Here is a 21,157-nt window from a genome sequence, read left to right on the forward strand (position 1 = left end):
TCGCACCAGGCCCGTACGCACCCAACATCAGGCTTTCCTAGTGACACTGCGCGTGCTGTCGATAGCCCTCAACTTCGAATGGTGCGTTGCAATAGCCGTGTAGCTCTACCTGCCGACCATATTCCCGGAAGAAACCCCCCGTCCCGAACGCCCCCCACTGCGCCGTGTGACGGATTTCGTGATTGAGCGTCTTTCTCCCACCCGAAGACTCCGGCGTGTACAGAATGGTGTTGCCGAGCGTGAGGCCGGCGCCTGGCCCCGCGCCAGCGTTTTCGAACACGAACAGCCCGGCCTCATTCATGCTGAATTTCACCGCCGGCTTGTTTGCCAGATAGGCATATCCCGCCAACACGGTGCCTGCCCCGAGGCCAATTAATGTCGCCTCTCGGGCGTTGTACAGGCCAACTAGACGCATGACGATCTCAGTCTTTTGCCAATTCTGCGTGCGAGCATCCTGCCAGAGCTGATGGAACGCTCCGGTCAGCGCGCCATTGCCAAACTTATCACCACTCAACTCGGAGATAGTTCCGTTAATTGCTGCACCTGCAGCGACGCGCAACGCGACATCCTCCGCCTCTTTCCCGGAAACCAACCCTTGCGCGTCAACGCCCGTGCTGATGACGCCGATGACGAACCCGCGGCCAAACTCTCCCCCGCCCATCGCCGTTCGTGTACCCGATACGAACCCGTACCCCGTTGCCTTCCCCCAGGTCGGCAAGGTGCTCGAGCCGATCGCGCCCGTAAAAGCGCCTAACACAGCTCCTGTTATCGCGCCCTTCATCACGTCTTCGAACGTGCCGCCGTAGAGGGCGCCCGCCGTGGCCCCCGCCGCCGCACCGGCAAGCGCAGCTGCCACCACAGGTGCGCACGTTCCCGCGCAAGCTGCTGTCACGCCGACTGCGACGGCAACGACGACTATCTCTCGCCAGTGTTTGCCTACAAACTGCGTCGTCTCGCGCCACGCATTCCCGAGTTCGCGTCCGACAGTTCCAAGGGGATCGCGGAAGAAATCGTCGAAGAAGCCGTATCCCGACACATCTCTGAGCTTCAGAGGATTGTTGCGCGCGTAAGCATAGGGATTGAGGTCGTTCGGGTCGGTCGCGTCGCTGGTGAGCGGATCGACGCTCAAAAAGACGCCAAGCCGCGAGTCGAAGACGCGGCCATTCATGTGGATGAGCGCGAACTGTGGAATATGATCGTGCCCGGAGAAGCCACGTGTCCATGCCGCAGCCATTCCTTCGGCGCTGTCGTCCGCCGTTTCCATGCCCCGCGAGCGTCCCCATGGGTCGAAGCGGAACCTCTGGACCACCTTGCCCGCCTGCGAAGTGAGCATCATGATCGACCCGAGGTGATCGCGGTGCATGTACGACCAAATGACCGCCGGGCCCGTCTTGTCGGTCCCGAGCGCTTGTCGGCGATCGACGAAGTCAATCGACAGGAACGCTCCATTGTCGGCGGCGATGTAGTAACGATCAACCCCGATGCGCGACTTTCCTCGCATCACCGATAGCTGGTCGGCGATCCCGAGATGAAGCGTCTCCTTGACTCGGTAGAAGGCACAGCTGCTGTCGGCGCATCCTCGCTCGCGCGTGAACACGCGCTGGCCGTTCGGACCGTAGCCGAACTCTGAATAGAGCAGCGGAGCCGGTCCTGCCGAAGTAACGCGGTTCAACCGTCGCGCGCGCCCGCTCGCGTCATATTCCACGGCATAGTCGCGGCTGGTGATGACGTTGCCACGGTCATTGTACGTGAGCGTCTCGGTCGTACCGTTCTTGACGATCCGGCACACGCCATTGGCTGGTGCGCCCGCACAACCATATTCGTAATTGCCGACATCCGATTTCGACGTGAAACGGCCCCCAAGATCGTACTGCGCGGTCACGGCTGCCCCGTCGGTAACCGCTCGTGTCAGCCGATCGACTTCGTCATATTGGAACGTCTCGACGCTTCCCGTGGACGTGTCCGTGCGGCGCAGTAGGTTACCATTCGCGTCGCGCTGATAGGCGGCCGCCGAAACGACGCCGCTAGGCCCGCTCAAGGTCTGCTTGTCGAGCTGGCCGAGCGCGGAGAATACTCGGTCCTCGGTGACGCCGTTGCCAAGCTTGGTCCGCGTCGCTCGTCCCGAGGCATCGGATGCGACAAGCGTCCAGAGCGTCGCGCCCTGGCTATCGGAGACAGACATGAGCTGGCCGGAGGCGGAATCGTAGGCACGATCGACGCGGAAGGGCTGCTGCGCCCCGCTCACCGGATAGATTATCGATGCGACCCGCCCTTCGTTGTCATATGCGATCGTCGATGTTCCGGAGTACTTTGGGGCATCGGACGACCCATCGAAATTGAAGTCCGTCCGCTCCAGACGTCCGAGGGCATCAAAGAAGTAGCTCTCCGAATAGATCCGGGAGGAGGGCGTGTTCTGCGATTGCGAGCGGATCGAAGCGAGCGCCCCGACCGCGCCAGGACGATCATAGGTCCATTGGGAGACTTGGTCGAACGCCCGTACCTCAGTCACGCGGCCAAGGGCGTCATAGGAGAGCGTTGACCATGTCAGATCGCTCGCTGCCTTCTGGCGCCGGATCTGCCCGAACCCATCATACTCGAACGCGACCACGCCTGCGTCGGCGTCTTTGGTCAGGCGGCGATTGCCTGCAGCATCATAGGCGAACTCCGTCTTCACTCCTACGGGGCTGATGACGGCGATAACCCTGTCCATCACGTCGTACTGGAATTGGGTCTTTCCGCCATTAGCGTGAGCCACGACCAGCGGATTGCCCAACGCGCTTTTTTCTATAACCGAACGGTGGCCGAGAGGGTCTATCTGTATCGTCCGCCGCCCGTCATATTCGAAGCTGAAGCACGCGCCGTCGGGTTTGATCGCTCGAATACGGCGATCAAGCTCGTCATAGCTGAAGCGCGACCAAGAAGCGCCACTTCCCGCGAAATATGGGGTCGATCTTGCTATCACTCGGCCGCGAACATCATAAGCGGTGTCGATGAAAACGAGCCGCGCCAATTTGCCGTCGGTGCGCACGGCAATGACGCGAACGGTTTGGCCGGCCTTGTCTAGCAAGGTTACGCTCTCGAGCCGCCGGGCGCCGCCGGGCGGGGTAATCCAAACAGCCTCCGAAAAGCTGATCGTCGGCAAGCGAAGGATCGGGTCCACGGTGTACGGGCCAGGCGTGCATTTTGGTGCCGCGGGCGAAAGATAAGAGACGGGGTTGGCGAGCCAAGCGGACGGAATTGCGCTTCGCGAAAGTCGTTCATATTCGACCAGAACGCCGTCGGCGCCCTGTTTGGTGACGACCCGACCAAAGCCGTCATAGGTGATATCGGTTGACAGCGAATTCTCGTCGGTCACGCGCGCGGGCATGGCAAACGCCGAACCGTTGCTTCCCGGTTGGATGGCGCGCGTCACGCGTTGGGTGAGTGCGTTAGTCGATGCGACGCTCAATCGCGCCATCGCATCCCATTGCATCGTTTCTGTGCGCGCCGGCGCGCCCGCAGTCGTCTTGGTCGTCCCGACAACAAGTCCCCTGTCATCGCGCTGGTACTCCGTCCTCACAGCCAGCTTGGAATCGCCAAAATCGGAGGACTCCGCGATCAAGTAGAGCTTTGCGTCATAGACAAACGAAGCAGCGCGCGCTTGGCTGGGCTCGCCTGCGCGCTCATGGATGGTCCGAGCCTCGGTTAGCCGTCCAAATCGGCGGTGGAGTTCGTCAAGACCGTAGATATTGGTCGCAGTGACCTTGCGCCCCGTGTCATCGACAGTGGTCAGTTTGGTAACATTGAGCCATTCGTCATAGTCCATCTGGCGGGTGTCAGTCGCGAGCATCGCGCCAGCGAGGTCACGCTTCTCGCTACGGATCTCGCGTTGTTGGACCTGATAATAGGCCTGCAATGAGAACGGCGGTTGAGCGCCGGCAATTCTTTTCAAATCCCAGGTTTTTCGCACATCGACAATCGGGACATAGACTCCGCCTGGTCCGACCGCAGCAACCTCTTCGCGATTTGCAAGTCCGACAAGATCGAATGCCTGATTATACTCCGTGCGATAGCGGATCCGCGAGGGCGCCTCGACTCGCTCGGTTGTCGCGAATCCGAGCGCCTGCTCACGTTGACGGTCGTACAGGAAGCCGCCGTAGCGATATTCGACCCCGCGGGTGACGCCTTGCCCCTCGTCGACTTCGGCCCGCACGATCAGCGGCGCTGTGGGAACCGCGCGCGTCACCGGGAAGGTCACTACGGGGCTCGCAGCCAAAGCGGCCTTCGCGGGTCCGTCGCTTTGCGTCAGTGCTGCATAGCTATAGCGCGTCCGCACCCCGCCCGATGCGGTCACCGAAGCGATCAGCGCGGTCCCTCTATTCGGATTGATATGCGCTGACGTTGCGACCGCGCTCGAAGGGCCAACGATGTCGACGACATTGTCGCCGTTGATATCGATGAGCCTGACTCCGGCATCCGAGCCATTCGAGCCGACGAACGCCATCGGAGGAGAGAAGCTACCCGCGGCCGCCACCCACCCCGACCCGGTATTGAGTAGAGTTCCGCGAAGGGCGGACCCATCGCGTTGGGGAGCATTGAACAAAATGTCCGGCGCACCATCGCCGGAAACGTCGGCGATACGTAGCGCCGAATAGCCGAAGATGTCCGACTTAGCAGAGCTCGGCACATCCCAGCCGGACGCTCGGACCCAGCCCGTGCCGGTGCCGAGGTACATGTCAGCAACGTTCTCGCCGAGCGCGAGGAAGTCCTGATAATTGTCCCTATTTACGTCGACGAGAAGCGGGGTGATGGTTGCATCGTCCAAGCGGATCGGTGGATTGCCGGACGATTTCTTTGCGAAGCCACTACCCGTGTTGAGGTAGACTCCAGTCACTACATCGTTGGTGTAGGGATCGCGGTAGTTGGCGACGATGTCGGGCAAGCGATCGCTGTTCACGTCGAGCAGCAGCGTTCCGACATCATGGTTCTCGGCTCCGTAGCGGTTCGTGACGACAAACCCCACAGGCGCGGCAAAGCCCGCAAGCGGAACCCAGCCAGTGCCATCGTTGGTGTACGCGGCTGTCTCGACACGACCATTTCGGTCTACGATCGCCTTTAGAATGTCGGGGCGTCCGTCTGCGTTGAGATCGGTAAACCGCCAACCTAGATCGCCGAATTGGGGCGAGTAAATGGGTTCGGGAAGCTTGTGCGCCACGACCGGCGATCCCCACCCCGTTGCGCCTTCAGCAGAACGATTGAGGTAGGTCTCGGTCACAGCGGTGCCCGACTGGTTGACGTAACCATAGACGAGGTCCGCGACACCGTCGGCGTCGACATCGAAGATATCGAGCGTCGTCGCTGCTTGCCCTTCTCGCGACATCGGTCTCGGAGGCGTCCACCCAGAAGCCGCGGTCCAGCCGCTACCTGTGTTGAGAATCGCGCCCTTGTCCCCGGAGCTTTCACCGCGGTTGAATATAACGTCGGTCAGGCCGTCATTGTTTATGTCGACGAAACGGTAGGCCCCTTGCTTGCCCGGCTTCTGGGAGAAGTCCGTTGCGGGCGTGAAGTCGAACGCTCGCTGCCAGGCGGCCCCCGTCGCGAGGTAGACATTACCCTGAACTGCGGTCGGTCCCGGGAGAATGGCGATGTCGTCCCGGCCGTCACCGTTGAAGTCGAGAATTTTGACGAATCCGCTCGGTCGGTCAGCGTCGCCGAGGTCGACCGGTGGCAGCAAGCCCGGAAGCGCAGCGGTCCATGTCCCCAGCGACGCACCTTGGAGAAGCGTCACTGAACGATCTGTGGCGCCGACTTTTTGCCGAATGAGAATGTCGTCGCCGGTGTCGCCGTCAATGTCGGCAAGCCGTGGCGCCATGGGTTTGCCGGCGCTGTCCCAGAACACGCGGTCGGAAAAATTGACTGGTGTCGCCGTCCATAATCCGGCACCTTTGGATAGCAGGGTGGCGGTCTCGCTGACACCCGTGCGTTGCCCGAGGAGAATCGCCGGGCAGGCCGCTCCCCGAATGCGAACGGACATGACTCGCGAGGTGTCAGCGGCGGGCCCTGCGAAGATTTCGGTCTGGCCGCTCCAACCAGACGGGCTTGCGGAACGCGCTAGAAGCCGTGTGCCAGCGGCAGCCGAGACGACTTCCAACTGCTCCAACTGCCCGTCGCAATCGAGATCCGCGAAGATCAACTCGTCGTTGCCGCCCGCCACTTCATGCACATCTGATCGGAGCCAGCCACCTGCCTTGTTGAGGTAGGCTGTGAACCCGCCGCCATCGCGACCGATCAGGAGGTCATTCCGCTTGTCAGCATCTAGGTCGCCAGAATGATAGGGTCGGAGATCGCCCGCTCCATCTACGAGCGTGCTGGGCAACACGAACTTGAGCTCGCGATCCCAACCGTCCTTGGTCTGGCGAAATCCTTGCCCGGCATCGGCGCCGCCTTGCAGCATGTCGCTCAGGCCGTCGCCGTCCACGTCGAATAAGATCGTCCCGAGGGCACGCCCGCCGCTATCGACGAACAGCAATGGGGGCGCCTTCGCCTTGTCCTCTGACCATCCGCCCGCGCCAGCGACAAATGTCCTGGCGACCTTGCCTCCGTCCGTTTCAAAGCTCGCAACAATCGCGTTGCGTGGCGCCGCGGCGGTGCCCACCCGAGCGAACTGGTAGGCAAGCGGGTTAGGCGTGCGCGCAAGCTCGACCGGCAGCTCGAGCGCTGGGGTGGCAGTCCAGCTCTCCGTGGTCGCTCGATAATCGAAGGAGACTGGCGGCAACTTCGATCCGTCAAGGCCCCTTTGACTGATCGCCTTTAGAACATATCCTTCCGCGGTGGATCGTTCTTCATATTCGAGGTCGAGGCCAATTACGCTTCCTACGGGGGCGACCAATGGGTTGAGCGCCCTGCTCTCGACGGCCTTCAGACGAGTAGAGCGCTGGACTGTCTGTCCGTAGAGATAGAGTGTGCGCGGCCGGGGCACGGCTTCGTAGACGAACCGGATCTCGGCGAATGGCGCCTGGGGGTTGGGACCGTCGAAACCGGAATAGGTCACGCGGGTTACATCCGCGAGCAGTCCGTTCGCCGTGAACTCCCAGGTCAGGTAATTTCCCGAACGGTCGCTCGTGCGGGTGGGGAGGTAGGACAAGGTGACGGATTTACCGTTGAAGGGAATTGTTGGACCGGGAACGAACTCGGTCGTCAGCCCCGCCTTGGTCTCGACTTGGAAGCGCGTATAGAAGCCCTTAGTGCCGAAAGCCGTGACGACAGTTCCATCGTCATGGCGCTTCCGAAAATAGGTGACGCGAACTCCGCTCGAGGTTGCGACGGCTGTCGCGATCAGCCGATCACCATCGAGATAGAATCCGTCGTCCTCGGAAAGATCGACGCCGGCGACCAGCCCATCATCCTGCCAGGTGCGTGATCCTCGCGTGATCTTCGATATGCCTGCGATCGACCACCCCGCTCCGAGGGGATCGTCAGCGCTGTGCCCGGAATAGGCTAGCTCAAGGAATGGCGCGAGACCGCCGCCGCCCGGAAGCGCTGGAACTTTGACGCCAATGCTTGCTGTGCCGGCGGGAGTAACGCTTTGGCGCAGATCGACTGCCCCGGGCACTACCTGTGCCGCCGCAAGTGACGGAGACATAATCAGGGCGGCAGCCAAAAAGCGTTGCAGTATACGCAAGCATCCCCCTGAAGCTTGTCCGGTTACACGCAACGTGAAGCATATGGCTTAATTTGGCGAATCGCAAGACGAAGCTTCTGAAAAAGCATTAACGCCGAGTGTACTTTACGGGCTTGTTTTTTTGGTAAATTCTCGCCCAGTGCGTTCGTGACTGACGTCGAATCTTTCTGAAGGCGTTGTGGTCATATCAGCGCATCACTGCGAGCGCCTATCTCCGACTTTTGAACAAGCCGGTGGCGGATTTCAAGGGTATTGCCAATCAGGCAGTCGGATGTGTGTTTGAATATGACGTAGCGCAGGCTCTCGACCGCTTAGACATTTTATTGGGCCGAAGGATTAGTGCGACTGGATTTAAAGGCAAGCCTAACAAGAACGTTAGAAAAATTCCAGATTTTGCGGATTCTGGTTAGAGGCTGTTTGACTACTAACGTTTCACCTTGTGTCATCATGTTTGTGGGTTAGGTCATCGCTAAACGTGGACTACTACCAATAACTAACATTCGAAATGAATCGCGGTAGTCGCATGAAAGTCCCAATCTCAGTATTTCCCTGTCGCCCGCTGGCAAAAATGACGCATGGCGGCGCTTGGGAACTAGGATCTGACGACTAAACGGCCAGACTCGGAGTAGGGCGAAAAGCAGGACATTTGTGCGGCTCGATTCCCACCAAACCCGGCAGCCAGCGCAATCCTTTTTTGCTTTGACCGAGCTACCTAGAAAGCTACCTAGGAATAGTCATCGACCGATGAAGCTTTGCTCATCCGGCATTATGCCATTGATATATATAGGAAATATGGTGGACGCACTTGGGCTCGAACCAAGGACCCGCTGATTAAGAGGGTTTGCGTCCGTATGCGTCCAGGTTTGTCCGTTTTGGTCCGGTCCGGTCCGGTCCAGTCCAGGGTAGGGCAGGGCAGGGCAGGGGAGCAATCGTCGATTGTCAGCTCCCGTGGTAAGAGTCTGGAGACTACCGTCGTATCTGAAGCTGCCACTCCGCCTTCGTCAAAAAAGGTCGCCGTTCACGGCTTGAATCGTGCCCATCAAGACCTGCCATACATTCAGGTGCTGAACGTGGAACGCGGACGGAAAAATTTGGCCGATGCCGGAAGTTTAGGGTATTGCGAACGGCGGAGCGCTGTTGCGAAGGCGGACACTCGGCTGTCGCTAGTCGGCAGTCTTTTGAATGATGACTACAGTCCGACTCTACGGGCGATTTGCTGACCACTTGTTTTAAAGTGAATCTCGACCAGCAGCGCGCCAGATACCTCCCATGGCGGCCAGATAAATGGTAACGGGCAACCAGATCAGCCCAGTGCCGATCACCAGGAACAGCGAAGATATGTCCACCGGCACGCCCCACAACAGCGCGCCGGCGATCCCGAGGAACCAGAAAACAAGGCCGCCGACCAACCCCTGAAGAACAGCGAAGATCACGCTCCCCTTGATTTTCGCGGGGACGACAGCGACGAATCGGGGGGCGAGGACGCTGCGCTGCGCGGCAGGAAGCGGCAGGTGACGCTCTATCGTCGCAATCAGCGCCTCTCCGTCTGACCGGCCCCCACTGAGTGGCCCGTGTTGATTGTTAGTGCATTGTCGCCGCCGTTGCCATTGCCGCCTGGAGGTGGAGCGAAGCGGAACCGGAAGGTGGCAATGGCGGAGAAGCCGTTTCCGGGGCCGGCGGTCGGTAGCCTAGGCTGCTGTGGGGGCGGATCGTGTTGTAATGCCGCCGCCAGGCTTCGATCAGTACCTTTGCTTCGGCGAGACTGTAGAAGATCTCGCCATTGAGCAGCTCGTCGCGAAGCGAGCCGTTGAAGCTCTCGTTGTAGCCGTTCTCCCATGGCGACGCCGGGGTGATGTAGAGCGTCGTGACGCCGATCCGTCCGAGCCATTTCTGGACCGCCGTCGCGATAAATTCGCTGCCATTATCGGACCTGATATTGGCCGGTGGCCCGCGAGCGATGAACAAGTCGGCCAGGGCCGCCAGCACATCTTCGTGTTTGAGCTGCCGCGCCACGATCAGGGCGAGGCATTCGCGGCTGGCCTCATCGATAATCGTCAGGATGCGGAACTTGCGGCCATCATGGGTACGCCCCTCGACGAAGTCGTATGCCCAGACGTGTCCCGGATACTCGGGCCGCAACCGGATGCATGAGCCATCGTTCAGCCACAGCCGGCCCCGCTTGGGCTGTTTTTGCGGCACCTTCAGGCCCTCGCGTCGCCAGATACGCTCGACCCGCTTGCGGTTGACCGTCCAGCCCGCGTCGCGCAGCAAAGCCGTCACCCGGCGATAGCCATAGCGACCATATTGCCGCGCCAGGGCAATGATATCATCGGTGAGAGCTGCCTCGTCATCTGCCCCGCGCGGCACCTTGCGCTGCGTCGATCGATGCTGGCCGAGCACCCGGCAGACCCGTCGTTCGGATACCGCCAGGGTGCTACGAACATGATCGATGCAGCGCCGTCGGCGCGCGGGGCTTAGAAGTTTCCCCGCGCCGCCTCCTGCAGGATCAGCTTGTCGAGCGTCAGGTCAGAAATCGCCCGCCGAAGCCGCAGGTTCTCCTTCTCCAGATCCTTCATCCGCCGCGCCTGGTCGGTCTTCAGACCACCATATTCCTTGCGCCAGCGATAATAGGTCTGCTCGGTAACGGCGATCCGCCGACACGCATCCGCGGTCGTCCCGCCCTGCGCCAGCACGATCTCCGCCTCACGCAGCTTGCCGATGATCTCTTCCGGCTTGTGCCTCTTGCCCATTTCCAAACTCCTTCATGATCCAAAATAACAGAGATTTTGGACCACTCAGAAGGGGGCAGATCAGCAGGTAGATCATGAAACCGACGCCGATCAGCGCCAGGGGCAAGGTGATGAACATGGTGTCGCGTCCTTCGCATGGATGATCGGACGCGCCTCCACCTGCCACCACAGCGCGGGATCGATCATAGCAAAAATGAGCGCCGGAGGAAATCCGGCGCCGACCAAATCAATGAAGTTGGTGGAGGCGATTACGCGCTCCACGGATCGTATTCCCGGACGATCCTCTCGACGTCGCCGTCATAGTCGTCGCTGGTCATCACCTTATATCCCTGGTCGGTGGCGATCAGGATGATGATTACCTTGAGGGTGCAGGCGAGGTTCCAGGCGTAGCGCTGGGCGGCATCGAGAGACATGATTGGCTCCTGTCGTTCGAGGAGCGGGGGCCATCCCCGCTCGACAGGCGCCGACGCATCCGGCCAGCGGCCGCGGTCACCGCGACAGAGCGCAGCGACAAGCGGCCGCATGCTTGCATAGCGGACCCCTTGCGGGTTGATCGTGGAAGGCCGCAGGCCGGAAAGGACTAGCGCCTCAAAGAGCGGGGATGGTCGCCGCAATATGGCGGGTGTTCCCATTGGTCCTTGCCGCTCACCGTCGAACGATCCTCACCTTGAAACGGATAGTATGGCAATAACGCGATTTAGGATCCCAAGGTGACTTGGTTGAAAAACGGCCGGTTTGCTTAGGCGCGCGCAGGTGGCGCACGCCGAGGCTTTGCAGCGGTTCGCCATGGCGGCTCCGTGCCTCACCGCTGGCTCCATTTGCCTGCAGCGGCTTTGCGCTTTAGGTCAACCTACTTTGTTCAATGCCGCCCTCAACGTCTCGACGATGCGGCCGATCTGGTCGAGCTCGATGATTAGCGGCGGCGACAGTGCGATGATGTCGCTCGTTGTGCGCACCAGCAGACCTGAGCGGAAGCAATCGACGAACACATCGTACGCGCGCGTACCCGGTGCCCCGCCGCGCGGCGCGAGCTCGACCCCGGCGACCAGACCAATCGTGCGAACGTCGATCACATGCGGCGCGCCCCGCAAGCCGAGCAGCTGGTCGCGCCAAGCCGCGGCAAGCCCGGCCCCGCGTGTCAGCAACGCTTCCTGTCGATAGATATCGAGTGTCGCCAGACCGGCGGCGCAGGCTACGGGGTGGCCCGAATAGGTATATCCGTGGAATAGTTCGATGGCATTTTCCGGCCCCGCGACGATCCCGTCATGGACGGCTCGGCTGCACAGCACCGCGCCCATCGGGATGGTGCCGTTGGTGAGGCCCTTGGCAGTGGTGATCAGGTCCGCCTTCACCCCGAAATAATCGACCGCGAACGGCGTACCGAGCCGTCCGAACCCGGTGATGACTTCATCGAAGATCAACAAGATGCCGTGTCGGGTCGCGATCTCTCGCAATCGCTCGAGATAGCCGCTTGGCGGCAGCAGCACGCCGGTCGAGCCGGCGACGGGTTCGACGATCACCGCCGCGATCGTCTCGGCACCGTGCAGCTGGACGAGACGTTCGAGATCGTCGGCCAGTTCGGCGCCATGTTCCGGCACATCGGCGCTGAACGCATTGCGCGCGAGATCATGGGTATGGCGCAGGTGATCGACACCGGGCAGGCTGGTGAATACGCGCCGGTTGTTGACGATGCCACCGACCGAAACCCCGCCGAACCCGACACCATGATAGCCGCGTTCGCGTCCGATGAAGCGCGTGCGCGTGCCCTGTCCGATCGCGCGCTGATAGGCGAGCGCGATCTTCAGCGCGGTGTCGACCGATTCCGAGCCCGATCCGGTGAAGAAAATCCGGTCCATCTCCGCGGGGGCGATTTCGGCCAGCCGGGCCGCAAAGTCGAACGCGATGGGATGCCCCATCTGAAAAGCCGGGGCGAAATCCATCGTGCGGATCTGGCGGGACACCGCATCGGCAATCTCTTCGCGGCCATGCCCGGCATTCACGCACCACAAGCCGGCCGTCCCGTCGAGGATCTCGCGATCATCCGCCGAGCGGTAGAACATGCCACGCGCTTCAGTAAGCAGCCGCGGCTGCGCTTTGAACTGGCGATTGGCCGTGAAGGGCATCCACCAGGCGTCGAAATCGGGCGTGTTCATGGAAACCTCATTGCTATGTCGGATTTCAGGTGGGAACCATCACGGCCCGGTCAGGCGAATACGACCGTACGATTGCCGTTGAGCATGACGCGCCGCTCCAAATGCCAAGTCACCGCTCGCGCGAGGACCGCGCATTCGATGTCCCGCCCGGTATTGACCAGCGCCTCGGGGCCAAGCGCGTGCGACACGCGCTCTACCCCCTGTTCGATGATCGGGCCCTCGTCGAGATCCGTGGTCACATAATGGGCGGTCGCGCCGATGATTTTCACACCCCGGCCATGGGCCTGATGATAGGGCCTGGCACCCTTGAAGCTGGGCAAAAAAGAATGATGGATATTGATGCATTTGCCCAGCAGTGCCTCGCACATCTGGGGAGAAAGGATCTGCATGTAGCGCGCCAGGATGACGACATCGGCGCGGCATTCCTCGACAACCTCAATAAAGCGCGTCTGCTGTGCCGTCTTGTCGGCCGGATCGACCGGCAGGTGGATATAGGGCAGGCCGCACCATTCGGTGAAGGATCGCATATCGTCATGATTGGAAATGACGGCGACAATATCGACCTTGAGCAGACCGGTGCGCCATCGGTGAAGAAGGTCGAAGAGACAATGACCGAATTTCGACACCGCAATCACCACCCTTGGCCGACTGCCGATGTCATGCAGCGACCATTCCATGCCGTATTGCGCTGCGATGGGAGTGAAGCTCGCTTCGAGATGATCGATGGAAGGGGCTGCCGCACCCGGTCGAAAGGCGACGCGCATGAAGAATTGACCCGAGCCTGCATCATTGAACTGATGTGACTCACTGATCGAACAGTCCTGCGCGGCAAGATATCCCGCGACCGCAGCGACGACCCCCTTCACATCGGGGCATTGCACCATCAGCACCAATGACCCCGGCGCGGGACCATTTTGGAGGTAGGACAAAGCCTGTGTCTCGCGGTTTGTCGCTTTAGCCACCCGGCGCTCCTCATGTTTGCGGTAACCGGCACGTCGCCAAACCGCAGTTTCGCACAATATGTCGAAATTTACTTGACATGTCGAATATAAAAACAGAGGATGTTCAAAGAAAGGGGGGGTAAATGCCGCTCACGCCGACCAAAAAAATCTGGATGAACGGTGAAATGGTCGATTGGGCCAACGCGACCGTCCATATTGCCACGCATACCTTGCATTATGGCACCGGCACGTTCGAGGGCATCCGCGTCTATGAAACCGCACAGGGCCCCGGTTTTTTCCGCCTGACCGATCACATCAAACGGCTGTATCGCTCGGGCCATATTCTGGGCATGCCAATGACCTATTCGGTCGCCGAGATCGTGCGGGCTTGCCGCGACGTGGTCGCGGCATCGGGGCTGTCGAGCTGCTATGTCCGGCCGCTGGCCTATTATGGTTATGGCGAACTCGGTCTCGATACCGTCAATTGCGAGGTGGATATCGCGGTGATGTGCTGGCCGTGGGCTTCGGTACGCGGGGACAGCACCAACAAGCGCGGCCTGCGGATGAAGGTTTCGTCGTGGCGGCGCCATGACCATAATATCATGCCGCCCGAGGCCAAGACGATCGGCAATTACGTCAATTCCTCGCTCGGCAAGGCCGAAGCGCGTAAGGCCGGCTATGACGACTGCATCATGCTCAACCCGCAAGGGCTGGTCGCGGAGTGCACGGCGGAAAATATCTTTGTCGTGCGCGACGGCGTGATCTTCACTCCGCCGGTATCGGCCGGGGCGTTGGAAGGGCTGACGCACAACACCATCCGAACGATGGCCGAGGATCTCGGTCTGGATGTCCGCGTTGCCAATCTCTCACGGGCCGATCTCTATATCGCCGATGAGATTTTCGTGTGCGGAACCGCATCCGAAGTCGCCTCGGTGGCGTCGGTCGATGACCGCGAGGTCGGTTTTCCGGGGCCGATCGGAAGCCGCTTGCAGGAAATCTTTGCTGAGACGGTTCACGGCCGGATCGACCAATATCGGCATTGGGTCGAGGCGCTGTGAGCGCGATAATGAAGCTGAGCGACGCGCAGCACGAGGCGCTTGCCGATCGTCTGTTTGCCGCGGTGAAAGCGGGCGTCGGGATCGATCCGCCCAGCGAAACGACCGATTATGGCTTCGAGGACGCTTACAGGGTTCGCCGGAAGCTGGTCGATCGGCTGATTGCCGACGGGGGAAAGCCGCGCGGCCACAAGATCGGCTTCACCTCGACGGCGATGCAGGAAATGTACGGCATGACCGGCCCCGATTTCGGAATCCTGCTCGACACCATGTTCCTCCCCGCAAACAAGCCGGTGATGGTGACCGGCAAGGCCAACACGCGGGCTGAGCCGGAGCTTGCCTTCGAGCTGGCCCGCCCGCTCAAGGGCCCGGGCGTGACGGTCGAGCAGGCGATTGCAGCATGCTCGAAAGTCTATGCCGCGATCGAGGTGATCGACAGCCGCGTCGGCGCGATGCGCGCCAAGGCGACCGACTCACTCGCTGACAATGCCGGGGCGGGCTATGTGGTGCTGGGCGACATTGCGCTCGATCCTGGGACAATCGATTACGCCGCGATCGAGATCACGCAGAGCGTCGACGGCGAGCATGGCGCGGCACCGGCGGCCGATGTGATGGGGCATCCCGCCGCGCCGCTCGCATGGCTGGCAAACAAGCTGCCCGAGCTCAGTGGCCTGGGCGGAGAACTTGCGGCCGGCGACATCGTCATTACCGGCTCGCCGGTCCGCTCGGTTGCCGTGCAAAAGGGCTCTCGCCTTACCGCGACTTTTGGCGTGCTCGGCACAATCAATCTGGAGTTTGTCTGATGGCGCGGCTGGTTTCGTTCGAATTTGCCGGCGCATGGCATCCGGGCCTGCTGATTGGGGACCAAGTGGTCGATACCCAGGCACTGCTGGCCTCGCGAGGCCTCGACGTCGACGCATCGAGCAACCGACGGCTGATCGGCGCGCTCGGCGCGAAAATCGGCACCCTCGGACAAGTCAGCGCGTCGGAGCTGAGCCAAATGCAGGCGTCCGGCAATGTCCATGCACTGGGGTCGCTCCGCCTCGGGCCGCCGATCCCCGACCCGGAGAAAATCGTCTGCATCGGGCTGAACTATCATGATCACGCCGAGGAGGTCGGTGCTACACCGCCGCCCGCCCCGATCTTCTTTGCCAAATACGCCAATTCGCTTGGCGGGGCCGCCGATGACATCGTGCCGCCGCGCGACACCAACGAAGTCGATTACGAGGCCGAATTGGCGATCGTGATCGGTACCGCGGGCCGCTACATCGATCGCGCCGATGCGCTGTCGCACGTCGCCGGTGCGATGGTGTTCAACGATGTGTCGGCCCGCGACCTGCAGCTTGCCAACCAGTTATGGACCGGCGGCAAGGCAATCGACACCTTCGCGCCGTGCGGTCCGGCGGTCGTGACGATGGATGAAATCGACGATATCCAGAATCTGCGCGTCCAGACCCGCGTCGACGGCGAAGTTCTGCAAAATGGTAACACTGCGTCGATGATCTTCGGCGTGGCGGACATCATCGCCTTTCTGTCCCGGATCATGACGTTGAAGCCCGGCGACATCATCGCCACCGGTACGCCGGCGGGCGTCGCTAAGGCGCACACCCCGCCGCGCTGGTTGCGCGCCGGCCATGTTGTCGAAGTCGAGATCGAACGCCTCGGCATGATCCGCAATACCGTGCAAGAGGCCTATTGATGAAGACGACCGCCGACGTGGTGATCATCGGCGGTGGCGTCACCGGGTGCAGCATCGCCTATCATCTCGCCCGGGCGGGCATCAAGGACGTGGTTCTGCTCGAGCGCACCCAGCTGACTGCGGGTTCGACCTGGCACGCGGCGGGCGGCACGGGTGCCTTTGGCGGCAGCGCCAACGCCACGTTCCTGCACAAATATAGTTTCGAGATGTATCCCAAGCTGGAAGCCGAAACGGGGCAATCCTGCGGCTTCCATCATGTCGGCGAAATCTCCATCGGTCGCACCGACGAGCGGGTCGAGGAAATGAAGCTCCACCATGTGCTGGCCAAGCGCAACGGTGTCGAAACGCATTGGCTGACGGCCGAACAATTGCTCGAAAAGGCGCCGGTGATGGACCCGGCGACGGTCAAGGCAGCCTTGTTCGAGCCCTCCTATGGCCATGTCGATCCCTCAGGCGTGACTTACGCTTTTGCCGCCGGCGCGCGTGCCGCTGGTGCGCAGATCGTGCTGCAGACGCCGGTCCTGGAGACCAATCAACGGCCCGATCTGAGCTGGGACGTGGTCACCCCGCAAGGCACGATCCATGCCCAGAGGATCGTCAACGCGGCGGGTTTGTGGGCGCGCGAAGTGGCGCAGCTGGCGGGCGTCTATCTGCCGCTGATGCCGGTCGAGCATCATTATCTGGTCACCGAAAGCATTCCCGAGATCGAGGCGCTCGGCTTCGAACTGCCGCTGATTACGGATGCCGATGCCGAATATTATATGCGGCAGGAAATGAAGGGTCTGCTGCTGGGGGTGTATGAAAGCCCCTGCACGCACTGGGCCGAGCGATCGACGCCGCTCGATTTCGGCCACGAATTGTTGCCCAACGCCGTCGAGCGCATCGAGAGCAACCTGATGCAGGCGGTCGAGAGCGTGCCTTGCCTGGGCCGGGCGGGGATCAAGCGCGTCATTAATGGGCCGATGATCTTCTCGCCCGATCTGGCGCCGCTAATCGGGCCCTATCCCGGCAAGGCCAATTACTGGACCGCCTGCGGTGTGATGAGCGGCTTTTCGCAATCGGCGGCGATCGGCATGGTGCTGGCGGCATGGATGACCGAGCGCGAGCCGCCGATGGACGTCTTCATGTGGGATGTCGCGCGCTACGGTCGCTGGGCCGGCAAGGACTATGTCAGGGCGCGCACCGGCGACATGTACGCCACGCGCTTCAAGACCGTTTACCCTTATGAGGCGCGCGAGGCCGGCCGTCCGGTCAGGACGACCAACGCCTATGAGACTCTGCAGGCAAAGGGTGCCGTTTCCGGTGCCAGCGACGGCCTCGAATTCCCTTTGTGGTACGCCCCCAAGGACGTGGAGGCGCGTGATTCGCTGACGTATCGGCGGCCCAATTGGTTTGCGCCGGTGGGCGCGGAGTGCCGCGGTACGGCAGCCGGTGTTGGGCTGATCGACATTTCAACCTACGGCAAGCACCGCGTGGCCGGTTCGGGCGCGCTCGGCTGGCTCGAGCGGATGATGGCCAATCGCATGCCCGCGAAGGACGGCCAGATCGCGCTCACGCCGATGCTCAGCCCCAGAGGGCGGCTGCTCGGAGAATTCTCCGTCGCTCGGCTTGCGGCTGACGAGTTCATCCTAACCGGATCGGGCTCGGCTGATCGCTTCCACCACCGTTATTGGCAGGATTATCTCCCTGCGTCGGGGGTCGAGGTGCACAGTCTCACCGCCTCGCATACCGGCTTCTCGATCTCGGGCCCCAATGCGCGCGCGCTGCTTGGCCGGCTGACCGATGAGGACGTCTCGGCGGAAACGCTGCCTTATGCGAAGGTGCGCCGCATCGCGATTGGCCCGACCGCCGAGGCGATTCTGATGCGTCTCGCCTATACCGGCGAGCTCGGGTTCGAAATCCTGCTGCCCGGCACAGGCCACCGCCCGTTGCTCGACGCGTTGCTTGCCGCCGGGGCGGATCTTGGGCTCACGCTGGCCGGGGTTCGTGCGCTCGACGCGATGCGGATCGAGAAGGGTTACGGCGCATGGTGGCTGGAATATTCGCCTGATTATGATCCAGTCGAGGCGGGCATGTCCCGGTTGTTGAAGTTTGACAAAGGCGAATTCGTCGGACGAGCGGCCGCGCTGGCTGCGCGCGATACCGCGCCGCGCCGCCACTATACGATGTTCGATATCGACACCGACAATGCCGAGCCCTGGGGCGGCGAGCCGGTGGTGAGCGGCGATGCCGTGGTCGGCTTCATTACATCGGCTGCCTTCGGGCACCGTGTCGGCCACTGCGTGGCGCTTGGCTATCTCGATGCCGACGCCGGCACCGAAGACGATTTGCAGGTGGAAATACTGGGCGACAACCGTCCGGCCAGAGTGCGCAAAGCACCGGCCTATGATCCGGCGGGGCTCAAGATGAGATCATGAGTTCGACAAAGGGGAGGTTATGAAACAGCTCTTACTCGGAACGGCCCTGGGAACGATCCTGGCGTCATATTCCTCAATCGCCGCGGCCCAGGAGGCTCCAGCACCGCCGACCGACGCAAGCCAGGCCGATGCCGCGCCGGTCGATACCGGCGACATCATCGTGACGGCAACACGGCGCGCTGAAAGCACGCTGCGCGTCCCGTACAATATATCGGCCGTTGGCGCGGACACGCTGGCGCGATCCGGAATCACCGACATCAACCAGATCCGCGCGCTGGTCCCGGGTCTCGCGGGCCCCGATTACGGGCAGCGGGGTAACAGCATCAACAACAGCTTTATCATTCGCGGCGTCAACACGTCGTCACTAAACAGCTTGTCGAGCAGCTTTCCCAATCTCGGCGGTTCGGCGGTTTCGAGCTATATCGATGAAACGCCGCTATTCGTGAATCTGAAGCTGATCGACGTCAATCGCGTCGAGGTATTGCGAGGGCCGCAAGGCACGTTGTTCGGTGCCGGTTCGGTCGGAGGGACCATCCGGACGATCCATAATCGGCCCGATTTCAAGAGCTTCGACTATAATGCCGAAGGCGGTGTCTCCGGCACGCAAAACGCGCATGAGCCGAACTACAACTTCAACGCAACCGTCAACGTGCCGTTCGGCGAAACACTCGCGCTTCGCGTGTCGGGCAGTTACGAGCGGGCCGCGGGCTTTATCGACGCAACCCAAGCGGTGGTGTACACGCCGGGGGCGGGAGCCAATTCGCCGCAGCCTGTGCTCGCCGATCCGGCCAACCCCGTCACGAGCGGTTTTACTACCCGGTCATTGAGAGATGTTAATGCGGGCAAAAGCTGGAGCGTCCGTGCGGCCTTGCGCTGGCGCCCGATCGACCCGATCGATCTCGAACTCGCCTATCAGCATCAGCGCGACGACAGCAACGGGTTCAACTACGAATATCCAGGGTCGGACTATCAGTTGCTGCGCCATGTCGGCGTGGAACCGAGCACCACCGAAACCGATCTTTATTCCGCAACCGCGATCGTCGAGCTCGGCTTCGCCTCGTTGACCTCGTCGTCGAGCTATTATCAGGTCGATACCGATGGTCAGTATGACAATAGCGGCATCGTGGAGAACCTGCCCTATTATTATGGTGGGTTCCCCCGACTGTCGGATATCGATTACAATGCCTATAAGGACCGGGCGTTTACGGAAGAAGTGCGCATCGTCTCGCCGGGTGATGGCCGGTTCAATTATGTTCTTGGCGGTTACTATCAATACCGCAAGAGTTCCGTCTTCCAGTACGACATAATCCCTGGGATTACGTCCTGGGCCAACCTGCCCGGCTCGGGCGATGCGGGCGGCCGCTTCGTCGATGACGTACCGGCGTTTTTCGGCGGTACGCCGCCCGGCACTGTGCCTAACCGGCCGATCGACACGGCGTTCGATTTCAGCCGCAACGTTCGCTTCCGGGACGTCGCCGCCTTTGGCGAGCTGAGCTACAAGATCACCCCTGCCGTGAAAATCACCGGCGGGTTCCGCCAGTTCTGGCAAAAATTCCGGCAGGATACGGTACAGCATTATTATTATGCCGGCACCACTTTCGGGTCCGATTCGCTTGGTACGTCGACGGGCCAGGGTGCGCGATCGTTTAGCGATCATATCTTTAAAGCCAACGCCAGCTGGGATTTCGCGCCCGACCAATTGGCGTATTTCACCTTCAGCCAGGGCTTCCGGGCAGGCGGGGCAAACGCATTTCCGGTCGGCACCTGTGGCCTGTGCGATTCAGCCGATCTCATTCCATACAAGTCGGATCGTGCGAATAATTACGAGCTCGGCGTGAAGGGCAAAATCGGCAGCTTTCATTACTCGACCGCGGTGTACAAGATCGACTGGACCGACATCCAGTTGAGCGTCAGCTCGGCGGCAGGCACACCGATCATCGTCAATGGCGAGGGAGCCCGCTCGCAGGGGTTCGAGCTGGAAGCAGGCGTCCGGATCGGACAGCTCAACCTGAACGGCGGCTATGCCTATACCGATTCAGTGCTGACCGACAGCTTCACGCGGCCGGGCGGGTTCGATGGCGTCAAGGGCACCAGCCTGCCGGGCGTTTCCAAACACCAGCTTAGTTTAGGAGCGGATTTGCCTGTGCCGATCGGCAACGGGCATGCCATCAATGTCCACCTCGACGGCAATTATCGGTCCAGCTTCAACAACCAGATCGTCACGAACACCGCGGCATACCGGCGCTTGAGCGGCTATGGGATGGTCAACGGATTTCTCTCTTATGACGCGACCGACAAGATCACCTTCAAGGTCTTTGCGCGGAACATCCTCAACGAAAAGGGCGTGAGCGCCTATTCGCGCTACTATAACCGGTTCGCCGATCCGGCGGGCGAAGCGCTGGCGCAGACCTATGACCCGGTCGAATTCGTCAGTACGCCGCGCACGGTCGGTGTGACGGTCTCGATCCGGCATTAAATGAGC

At 61.3% G+C, this 21,157-nt stretch carries 12 protein-coding genes and 1 tRNA gene; 5 read left to right on the forward strand and 8 right to left on the reverse strand.

The window, feature by feature from the left end:
• Nucleotides 1-37: 37 nt before the first annotated feature.
• The 8 genes from WCL10_RS08020 to purU all read right to left on the reverse strand — a co-directional run bounded on the left by WCL10_RS08020 (nucleotide 38) and on the right by purU (nucleotide 13,447).
• Nucleotides 38-7,639, reverse strand: a complete 7,602-nt coding sequence (locus tag WCL10_RS08020) for an FG-GAP-like repeat-containing protein (protein WP_336895127.1) — start codon at nucleotides 7,637-7,639, stop codon at nucleotides 38-40.
• A gap of 814 nt (nucleotides 7,640-8,453) precedes the next feature.
• Nucleotides 8,454-8,519, reverse strand: a tRNA-OTHER gene (locus WCL10_RS08025).
• A 370-nt stretch (nucleotides 8,520-8,889) separates the two neighbouring features.
• Entirely contained in the window at nucleotides 8,890-9,093 is a 204-nt protein-coding gene (locus tag WCL10_RS08030; protein WP_336895128.1) for a hypothetical protein, read from the reverse strand.
• Nucleotides 9,094-9,241: 148 nt separating this feature from the next.
• Nucleotides 9,242-10,410, reverse strand: a protein-coding gene (locus tag WCL10_RS08035; protein WP_336895239.1) for an IS3 family transposase whose coding sequence is annotated in 2 segments (ribosomal slippage) — nucleotides 9,242-10,149 and nucleotides 10,149-10,410 — 1,170 coding nt in all. Because the reading frame shifts where the segments join, the coding sequence is not laid out codon by codon here.
• Nucleotides 10,364-10,528, reverse strand: a complete 165-nt coding sequence (locus tag WCL10_RS08040; RefSeq protein WP_336895129.1) for a hypothetical protein — start codon at nucleotides 10,526-10,528, stop codon at nucleotides 10,364-10,366. The genes WCL10_RS08035 and WCL10_RS08040 overlap by 47 nt, the downstream gene beginning before the upstream one ends.
• Nucleotides 10,529-10,658: 130 nt before the next feature.
• Nucleotides 10,659-10,823: a hypothetical protein gene (locus WCL10_RS08045; protein WP_336895130.1), complete on the reverse strand. Its 165-nt coding sequence runs from the start codon at nucleotides 10,821-10,823 to the stop codon at nucleotides 10,659-10,661.
• A gap of 432 nt (nucleotides 10,824-11,255) precedes the next feature.
• The gene (locus WCL10_RS08050; RefSeq protein WP_336895131.1) at nucleotides 11,256-12,563 is read right to left on the reverse strand and encodes an aspartate aminotransferase family protein; all 1,308 of its coding nucleotides are present in this window, start codon (nucleotides 12,561-12,563) and stop codon (nucleotides 11,256-11,258) included.
• A 50-nt stretch (nucleotides 12,564-12,613) separates the two neighbouring features.
• The gene (gene purU, locus WCL10_RS08055; RefSeq protein WP_336895240.1) at nucleotides 12,614-13,447 is read right to left on the reverse strand and encodes a formyltetrahydrofolate deformylase; all 834 of its coding nucleotides are present in this window, start codon (nucleotides 13,445-13,447) and stop codon (nucleotides 12,614-12,616) included.
• Nucleotides 13,448-13,647: 200 nt separating this feature from the next.
• Here purU and WCL10_RS08060 point away from each other — a divergent pair, with 200 nt between their 5' ends.
• The 5 genes from WCL10_RS08060 to WCL10_RS08080 are packed head-to-tail and all read left to right on the forward strand — an operon-like array spanning nucleotide 13,648 to nucleotide 21,151.
• Nucleotides 13,648-14,562 (forward strand): branched-chain amino acid transaminase, encoded by a 915-nt coding sequence (locus WCL10_RS08060; protein WP_336895132.1) that lies wholly within the window; start codon nucleotides 13,648-13,650, stop codon nucleotides 14,560-14,562.
• Between the two features lie 8 nt (nucleotides 14,563-14,570).
• Nucleotides 14,571-15,362: a fumarylacetoacetate hydrolase family protein gene (locus tag WCL10_RS08065; RefSeq protein WP_336895133.1), complete on the forward strand. Its 792-nt coding sequence runs from the start codon at nucleotides 14,571-14,573 to the stop codon at nucleotides 15,360-15,362.
• The gene (locus tag WCL10_RS08070; protein WP_336895134.1) at nucleotides 15,362-16,258 is read left to right on the forward strand and encodes a fumarylacetoacetate hydrolase family protein; all 897 of its coding nucleotides are present in this window, start codon (nucleotides 15,362-15,364) and stop codon (nucleotides 16,256-16,258) included. Before WCL10_RS08065 ends, WCL10_RS08070 begins: the two co-directional genes overlap by 1 nt.
• Nucleotides 16,258-18,675: an FAD-dependent oxidoreductase gene (locus WCL10_RS08075; RefSeq protein ID WP_336895135.1), complete on the forward strand. Its 2,418-nt coding sequence runs from the start codon at nucleotides 16,258-16,260 to the stop codon at nucleotides 18,673-18,675. The genes WCL10_RS08070 and WCL10_RS08075 overlap by 1 nt, the downstream gene beginning before the upstream one ends.
• 19 nt (nucleotides 18,676-18,694) lie before the next feature.
• Nucleotides 18,695-21,151 (forward strand): TonB-dependent receptor, encoded by a 2,457-nt coding sequence (locus tag WCL10_RS08080; protein ID WP_336895136.1) that lies wholly within the window; start codon nucleotides 18,695-18,697, stop codon nucleotides 21,149-21,151.
• Nucleotides 21,152-21,157: the final 6 nt, after the last annotated feature.

Source organism: Novosphingobium sp., assembly GCF_037133355.1.
Taxonomy (GTDB): domain Bacteria; phylum Pseudomonadota; class Alphaproteobacteria; order Sphingomonadales; family Sphingomonadaceae; genus Novosphingobium.